This window comes from Natronospirillum sp., from assembly GCF_022565775.1.
In the GTDB taxonomy this organism is placed as follows: domain Bacteria; phylum Pseudomonadota; class Gammaproteobacteria; order Pseudomonadales; family Natronospirillaceae; genus Natronospirillum.
Map to the genome: position 1 here is coordinate 1 of NZ_JAIUMC010000172.1, position 2,531 is coordinate 2,531.

A 2,531-nucleotide genomic window follows, 5' to 3' on the forward strand; every position below is an offset into this window, starting at 1 on the left:
ATCGCGAGCCCTGTGACATGCGCAAGAGCATTGATGGCCTGTCGGCCATCGTGGAACTGGAAATGGCGCTTTCGCCGTTCCAACCGGCCCTGTTCGTGTTCTGCAACCGCCAGCGCGACAAGGTGAAACTGCTGTACTGGGAGCGCAACGGCTTTGTGCTCTGGTACAAGCGTCTGGAGAAGCAGCGCTTCAAGTGGCCAAAACAGCTCGGTGAGTTGAACGCGGAACAACTCAGTTGGTTGCTCGATGGCATCGATGTGGAGCGGCTCAAACCGCACTCTCCACTGTACTTTGAAACAGTCTTGAACCCCATTTGACGGGCTTTCTGGTAGGCTTCCTACCATGAAGTTGTACGACGCCCAAGCCCTGGAATCGATGCCGAAAGGCCAACTGATCGAGCAGATGCTGGCCATGCAGGAGCAACTGCGCCTGATGGCCACCCAACGCTATGGGCGTCGTTCGGAAAAGCAGACCGATGACCCGACAGCGGACCTGTTCAACGAAGCCGAAGAGATCGAGACGCTTGAACAGGAAGCTGAGGCATCGGAGCCGGACACCGAAGAAATCACCTACACCCGCAACAAGCAGAGCAAGGCCGGTCGCAAGCCGCTGCCGGATCATCTGCCGCGGGAAGTCATTGAACATGACCTCCCGGAAGCGGACAAAGTCTGTGACTGCGGTGAAGCCAAACAGCGCATCGGTGGCGAGACCAGTGAGCGGCTGGAGTTCATTCCGGCCAAGCTGTACGTTGAGCAGCATATCCGCCACCAGTACGCCTGCCCCTGCTGTGAAGAACACGGGGTACAGACCGCTGAGAAGCCACCGGTCATCTTGCCCAAGAGCAATGCGGGCCCTGGGCTGCTGGCCTATACACTGACCAGCAAGTTCCAGGACAGTGTACCGCTGGCCCGGCAATCGAACATCCTGGCCCGCCACGACATCGACATTCCCAGAAACACTCTAGCGCGCTGGCATATACTGGCCGGGGAACAAATGCAGCCGCTGATCGAGCGGTTCGAAGCGGCCATCCAGTCCGCTTCCACGGTGTTGATCGACGAGACCCGATTACAGGTCAACAAGGAGCCGGACAAATCAGCCAGCAGTCAATCCTACATGTGGGTACGGCGGGGCTTATCACCACCCGATGACACCGGGCGACGACGAGATGTTACGCTCTACCATTACAGTGCCAGCCGCAGTGGCCAGGTCGCCCATGATCTTCTGGCGGGCTGCCGTGGTGCGGTGATGACCGATGGTTACCCCGGCTATGACAAGGTGGTCGCGTCACTGGGTCTGCAACATGCCCAGTGCCTGGCCCATGCCCGGCGTAAGTTCGTGGAGGCTGAGAAAGCCTTGCCCAAAGGCAAGAAAAGCCCGGCGATCACCGCCATACTCAACGAGTTGCGCAAGCTGTACGCCATCGAAAAACGGATCAAGAACAGCACGGCAGCTGAGAAGGAAACCGAGCGTCAGAAGCAAGCCGTTCCGGTCCTCGATAAACTGAAGGTCACCCTGGAGAAAAAGCAGTTGCAGGTGCCGCCGAAGACCAAACTCGGCATAGCGATCAACTACGCGCTGTCACGCTGGGGCGGGCTGATGGAATACACCCGAAATGGCCACCTGCCCATCGACAACAACGGGGCAGAAAACGCGATCCGACCCTTCGTCGTGGGCCGAAAAAACTGGCTGTTCTCGGACACTGTCAACGGAGCCAAGGCCAGTGCCACCTGGTATTCGATCATGGAGACCGCCAAAGCCAATGGGCTGGAACCGTATCACTACCTGAAGCAGGTCTTCGAGCAACTGCCGCTGGCCAAAACCGACGAAGATATCGACGCCTTGCTGCCTTGGAGCATCACCGTCACGCGCTGACCCACTGACTGAATACTCCCAGCGACAACTATCCTGGCCGGTTATCGGCACATGGGGTTAATGGATCGCTTACTACCAATCTACCGCGAACGAGCGGCGCTGGCGACTACCCCTAGGGGTAGTATCCCGCGTTATGTGAGTGGGTTCACACACTGGTAGCCAACGCTATCACCCGGTCCGCAGACTCAATGGTCTCCTGGCGATGCGCCACGATGATGCGGGTCATGTTCAGGTGACGGATATTGTCATTAACCCGCTGTTCATTGTCCGCATCCAGGTGACTGGTGGCCTCGTCCATAAACAGGATGCGGGGCTGACGGTACAGAGCCCGGGCCAACACCACGCGCTGCTTCTGCCCACCGCTGAGGCTGGTGCCCATGTCACCTACCAGGGTGTTGTATTGCATGGCCATGCTCATGATGTCTTCATGAATCGCGGCCAGTTGCGCCGCTTCCTGCACTCGGCTCATGTCTGGCTGTGGGTCAAAGCAGGCAATGTTGTCCGCGATGGAGCCACTCAGCAGTTGTTCATCCTGCATCACGGCCGCAATGGAGGCCCGATAGTCCGGCATCTGGTGCACGGGCTGGCCGTCTACTTTGATCTCACCAGCCGTTGGGGTCAGTAACCCCATCAGACATTTGAGCAGCGTGGTTTTGCCA

At 58.3% G+C, this 2,531-nt stretch carries 3 protein-coding genes; 2 read left to right on the forward strand and 1 reads right to left on the reverse strand.

All coding sequences use genetic code 11. The features are described from left to right. A partial coding sequence (gene tnpB, locus LAT62_RS16335; RefSeq protein WP_293386303.1) for an IS66 family insertion sequence element accessory protein TnpB occupies positions 1-317 on the forward strand: 317 nt, incomplete at its 5' end. 25 nt (positions 318-342) lie between these two features. Then, positions 343-1,872, forward strand: a complete 1,530-nt coding sequence (locus LAT62_RS16340) for an IS66 family transposase (RefSeq protein WP_293386305.1) — start codon at positions 343-345, stop codon at positions 1,870-1,872. A 145-nt stretch (positions 1,873-2,017) separates the two neighbouring features. On the opposite strand, the gene LAT62_RS16345 is transcribed toward LAT62_RS16340, so the two are convergent. Then, positions 2,018-2,531: ATP-binding cassette domain-containing protein (locus tag LAT62_RS16345; RefSeq protein ID WP_293386307.1), on the reverse strand; the 514-nt coding region annotated here is incomplete at its 5' end.